At 52.4% G+C, this 5,500-nt stretch carries 3 protein-coding genes; 2 read left to right on the top strand and 1 reads right to left on the bottom strand.

The genetic code is table 11. From position 1 onward, the window contains the following. Together PMI18_RS0129355 and PMI18_RS22565 are read left to right on the top strand one after the other, a co-directional pair. Positions 1-4,515 (top strand): hemagglutinin repeat-containing protein (locus PMI18_RS0129355; RefSeq protein ID WP_007897205.1); only part of this gene is annotated, 4,515 nt, incomplete at its 5' end. After that, positions 4,512-5,099: a hypothetical protein gene (locus tag PMI18_RS22565; RefSeq protein ID WP_007897209.1), complete on the top strand. Its 588-nt coding sequence runs from the start codon at positions 4,512-4,514 to the stop codon at positions 5,097-5,099. The genes PMI18_RS0129355 and PMI18_RS22565, both read left to right, overlap by 4 nt. Before the next feature lie 199 nt (positions 5,100-5,298). Here the strand turns inward: PMI18_RS22565 and PMI18_RS22560 are convergent. Continuing rightward, a partial coding sequence (locus PMI18_RS22560) for a hypothetical protein (protein WP_007897212.1) occupies positions 5,299-5,500 on the bottom strand: 202 nt, incomplete at its 5' end.

A 5,500-nucleotide genomic window follows, 5' to 3' on the forward strand; every position in this document is an offset into this window, starting at 1 on the left:
GAGCGGTTGGATTTGCTCGCCACCAATAATTTGACCAACAGGGCGGGGGGGATCATTGCCGGGCGGGATGTGACGCTCACCGCCACCCGTGGCGATGTGATCAACGAACGCACCGTCACCACCCATGAAAGTGGAACGGGTTACACCAACGAGCGCACGGACTTCGTCAACAGCGCCGCCCGCATCGAGGCTGCCAATGCGCTGACCCTCAACGCTGGCCGCGACGTCAACAACACCGGTGGCGTGCTGAAAAGCGGAGCTGACACCACGATCAACGCCGGACGTGACGTCAACATCACTTCCGCCGAACAGATTGTCAGCCACGAGGTCGGCACACACCGCGATCAGACCATCACCCAATATGGCTCAGACGTGGATGTGGGGCAGGACCTGAAGGTCAATGCCGGTCGAGACCTCACAGTCATCGCCAGTCAGATCGACGCAAAACGTGACGTCAGCATGAGCGCTGTCCGCGACCTGACACTGGCCTCGGCGGCGGATGAGCAGCATTCCTTTAGTCAAAACAAAAAGTTCACCAGTCAGGAAGACCATGTCAGGCAGGTGTCTGCCAATGTTAATGCGGGGGGCAGCATTACCCTCAGTGCGGGCAAGGATCTGGATCTGATTGCCGGCCGGGTGAGTGCGGGGGATGAGGCTTATCTGGCGGCGGGTGCGAATCTGGTGCTGCAATCGGCTGAGGATTCGGACTACAGCTTCTATAGCAAGACCAAGAAGTCTTCTTCCGGGAAGAAGTTTCGTCTTGATGGAACCAGCTCTGTTACCAACGTCAGCAGTATGGTGACCTCGGGCGGTAACAGTATTTTGGTCGCAGGTCAGGACTTGCTGATCAAAGGTAGCGGTGTTGTTGCGGATAAAGGTGGCGCTCAGTTAGTGGCGGGCAATGATGTTCAGATTCTTGCTGTCACTGACTCAAACAGTGAACGTCACGAGCGCAGCTCAAGCAAAAGCAGCTGGGGCGGCTTGAAGTCGAGCAAAATCAAAGACCAAGTGAGCGAGACGCGAACTCAAGCAGTTGGCAGCATGGTGTCCGGAGACACGGTTGACGTCGTGGCAGGGCGTGACGTCGCGGTAAAAGGTTCGTCACTGGTCAGTACAGGCGATTTGACCGTGGATGCCGCTCGAGACTTGACCATTGAGGCTGCTCAAAACACGTTCCAGCGTGACGAGTTACATAAAGCCAAGGGCCGTGATCTGACAGGAGTGTTGACGGGCAATAACGGCGGACTAGATGACATCACCGGCAATATGCATCAGTCGATAAACTCCCAAAAGCACAACGGTAATGCACAGGAAACCACACTCACCGCGAGTACCGTAGGCTCCAGCAATGGAAACGTCTTGTTGACGGCGGGGCGCGGTTTGAAAGTCGTTGCCAGCGACCTTGTCAGTACCAAGGACATGTCCTTGCGCGGTTCGGACGTCAGCATCATTGCGGGGACTGAAACAGCCCAACAGACCAGTAAAGACAGTTCGAACAGCTTGGCGGTAGGCCGGGTTGTTGGCGGCATAGTGGTCGATACAGTCAAAAGCATTCGCAACGATGTACATGCAGCGCAAGAAGCAGATGATGGGCGCCTAAAGGCTGTGAAAGGAGCGCAAGCGTTACTTTCTACCTACAACGCTGTCGCGGGGCTGGGGGGCGGTTCGGCTCAGGAGTCCGAAGGCCGGCCTGCCAACAGCGGTGGTTCGCTGATCAAGATCGGTACTGAGCTGGGCGCAACCCACAGCAAAAGCTCTAGCGAATACAACAGTGAAACCGTTCGGCAATCGAGTCTCACCAGCGGTTCGGGTCTGACTATCGTCGCAACGGGAGACGCTAAAGGCTCCGAAGGCAATATTCATGTTGTAGGTAGCAAGCTCAAAGCGAACGAAACTCTGCTGCAGGCGAACAACGCAATCACGTTGGAAAGCGCCCAGAACCGTAAACAATGGGATAACCAAAATAGCCATAACAAGACCAGCATTGGCGCTAGTTTCAATATCGGTGAGCAGAATGGATTTACTCTCGACCTAGGGGCTCAAGTCGCCAAAGGCATGGGTACGGGAAGTGAGATAACCCAGGTCAATAGCACAGTGGATACGGGCCTGCTGATGCTCAAGAGCGGTCGGGACACCACGTTGGCTGGCGCTCAGGTCCGCGCAGAAACAATCAAGGCCGAGATAGGCGGTAATCTCAATATCGCTTCCCGTCAGGATGAAGCCAGTCAGAAAAGTGAACAAAAAAGCGGAGGTGCAGGCGCCAGTATCTGTATTCCACCGTTTTGTTACGGGGCAACGGTTACGGCCACCGGCAATATCGCGGCGGGCAAGACTAATAGCGATTACAAGGCTGTTATTGAACAGAGTGGTTTGTACGCGGGTACGGGGGGCTATGACATCCATGTCGGCGGCTCTACGCAGCTAAGAGGTGCCGTGATCGCCAGCGAAGCGACTGCTGACAATAACTATCTCAGCACGGATCGCTTGGTTGTTTCTGACATTAAAAACACCAGTTCGATTGATAGTCAGGCTGTGGGATTGAGTTTGTCCTATACAAGCGGGGCGCAGCCACAACTGGGCGGTGCGGTTCCTTTGCTATTAGGTGAGTCCGATCACAGCAAGACCCGGGGCGCTGTCAGCGAGGGTTCGATGACTGTACGTAACTCCGCTGGCGCTAACGATTTGATAGGGCTGAACCGCGACACGGCGAATGCAAACCAGCAGCTTGATCGGCCTGACGAAAAGGCCATACAGGAGCGCATTGATCTTATCCAAAGCACGGTGCAACTGGCGGGCAGTGCAATCAATACATACGCGCAAGCTAAATACAATGCGGCAACTGAACAGGAGGAAAAAGCCAGAACCTCAGAAGAGTTTTTGGCGGCAAAACTCGCATTGGCTGACGCTGCGAGTTGGAATGTAGGTGGTAATAAGCGAATCATGGCCGACATTGCGTCGGGATTGCTTGCAGCAGGATTAGGTGGCGTCGGAGGCGCTACAGCCGTTGGAATTGTCGCTAACACGACCGCAAGCGACATGTTCAAAAAAATCGGCGATTACGCTGATACGCGAAAACGCAATGCAACCGACAGTATCACTCGGGCGGCCTGGGCTGAAGGTGGAGCGGCACGAATCCTCCTGCATGCGTTAGCCGGTGCAGCAATGGGCTTGTCGAGTGGCAGTGTGCAAAACGGAGCCATTGGAGCGGGAGCCTCGGCAGCTTTAATGCCGTTCATCGAAGCAGCGCTAGAAAGAAGTGGAATTGTCGGCACCGAGCAGGCCGCACTAACCACAATCATCGCCACGGGACTAGGCTCGGCCGTGGGATCAACAGGAGGAACAGCTGGCGCAGTCACGGGCGCAAATGCAGCCCGAAACGTAGAGCTGTTCAACCGAAAACTGCACAAGGAACAAGAAATCCCGCTGTTGGAGAAGAAGGCTCAAGAGCTTGAGAAAGAGCGAGGAAAACCTGAGTCCAGTGCACTTTGGGAAGACTTGCTGCTGATCGCCGCCGGTACTCAGGTGGATGCCGTCGACCAGAAGCGTTTGCAAGGCATCCTGCAACTGGCAAATTCGGACGATCCCGAATCCGCCGCTTTTATTCGAGACTTAGCGGTCGCTTACGACGTGGTGGCCAAGCTCTCCGCGCAGAAAATACCGCTGACATGGAGTGATGGTCGGCAAATCATTGCCAATGGAGCGCCGGTTTATGCATTCAACGCGACCGATGAGCAATTCAACGACTCGACCTTGTTCAACGCTGCTGGAACCTACGGGCCGGGCGCCGTCTATGAGCGCTGGAGGCAGTACGGGGAGAGCCAGACGAGCCAGTATTCAGGGGAAATATCGAATGCCGGGACCTATGATTCCACAGTTGCAGATGCGGCAGGGCGTTTATCGGCACTGGCTGGGAAGGGGGTACAGTCCGTCAGCGCTATTGATGATGCGATCCTCTCGCTGACCGGATTGCGGGGTGGTAAGGTTGTCATTGACGCGGTGATGGAGGTGGTGGCTTCGCGTCAGGCTGCGAAGAGGGCGGCAGCGGAGGCTCTTGTTGGGAAAGGAGATGGAGTAGTAAAACCCACTGTTGAGTTGTTTGGGGGCAAAAATTCTCAAACGCCAGGTGCAATAAACGTAGATATTCGGGCTGATATTGAAACGGGTATCCGTGCGGATGCTACAAAGTTACCTTTCAGGAATAACTCGCTAGGGGAAATTATTGCGAGTAATCCATTTATTCCCAAAAGCGCGGGTGGTACTAACTCAATGATGGACTTTCTGCCTGAGGCTAGTCGTGTAGTAGAGCCCGGTGGGAAAATATTTGTTAATGCAAACTCTGCCAATCCCTATGGGAAAGTTCCAAGTGCGTCTGATTTAGAGTCGTTAGGGTTGCGAGTTGTTAAGGACTCTACTCTTGATCCAAGATTTTCCAGCCAAAAATTTCTTCGTACGGATGGGAGCGTGATCACGAATCTTGACAGTATGAGAACTGTTGTTTTGGAGAAAATAAAATGATAGTTAAAGTCGAATTTGAAGTGCTCAATACGTTTGATTGCACGTATGGAGAATTTGAAGAGGGAGTTGACAGGGTCAGGGTTTTTGTGAAGGGCGGTTTGGTATTACCGCACGGTGGTCTTTCAAAAATAGGAAATGAGTTTTGTTTTTTTGGTTGTGCGGAAGATAAGAGTGAAAATGTTGAACGTTTATTTCCTAAGCATTATATTTATGATCCGTTAAGAAAAGTTGAGTATGTTGAGTGGGTTGTATGCGATGGGATCTTAAGGGCGCGCACTAGCTCGGATGAATGGACTCAATATGAAAATAAGTCGGATAGTTTGTATGCGATGCACGAATATGTTGGCGGTTGTTGGTTTGTTTTTGAGGAGGTTGTTTTTTTTAGAAGGATGATCGATGTATATACGCCGGATCGTCAAAGTTCCTCTGGAAAAAAATATGTACAGGAATTTGGCGATTGTTCTCGTGTTGAACAGTTTACCAAAAAGTTTGTTTTAGAAGGTGTGCTCGATGCTTTTCCTGGGCCCGGATGGATGTCTTGGGAGATTTGTTCGAAAACATTCTATATTGAAATCCCTGATTAAAAATATTTCGGTCAATCGGTGTAAAAGGAGCAACTGCTCCAGCTAACAAAACGGTTTCTGTCCCGGCCAAATTATGGGGGAACCGATCTGTTTTTTAAAAATGCCTCTAAGAGGGAGGATGCTGATGCAGATGGTTTATAGGCCCGACGCTTTGTATTCTCTATGTAAATCGGGCGACCCATAGGTCGCCCGTTTTCATTCACTCCGCAGCCTGCGCCCACAACCTCCGACCAATCACATCCATCAAATCACAACCATCCCGCAACGGAATGGCCAGCAGTTTGCAAAAGTCAGAAAGCACCACCGTATCGCAACCGATTTCGGCACGAAAGGCGATGTTCTCCAATACCTGAGTGACCGTGCGAATACGGTAATCCGCCATCGCGTGCAGGACGTCAAGT

Source organism: Pseudomonas sp. GM102, from assembly GCF_000282555.1.
GTDB lineage: Bacteria > Pseudomonadota > Gammaproteobacteria > Pseudomonadales > Pseudomonadaceae > Aquipseudomonas.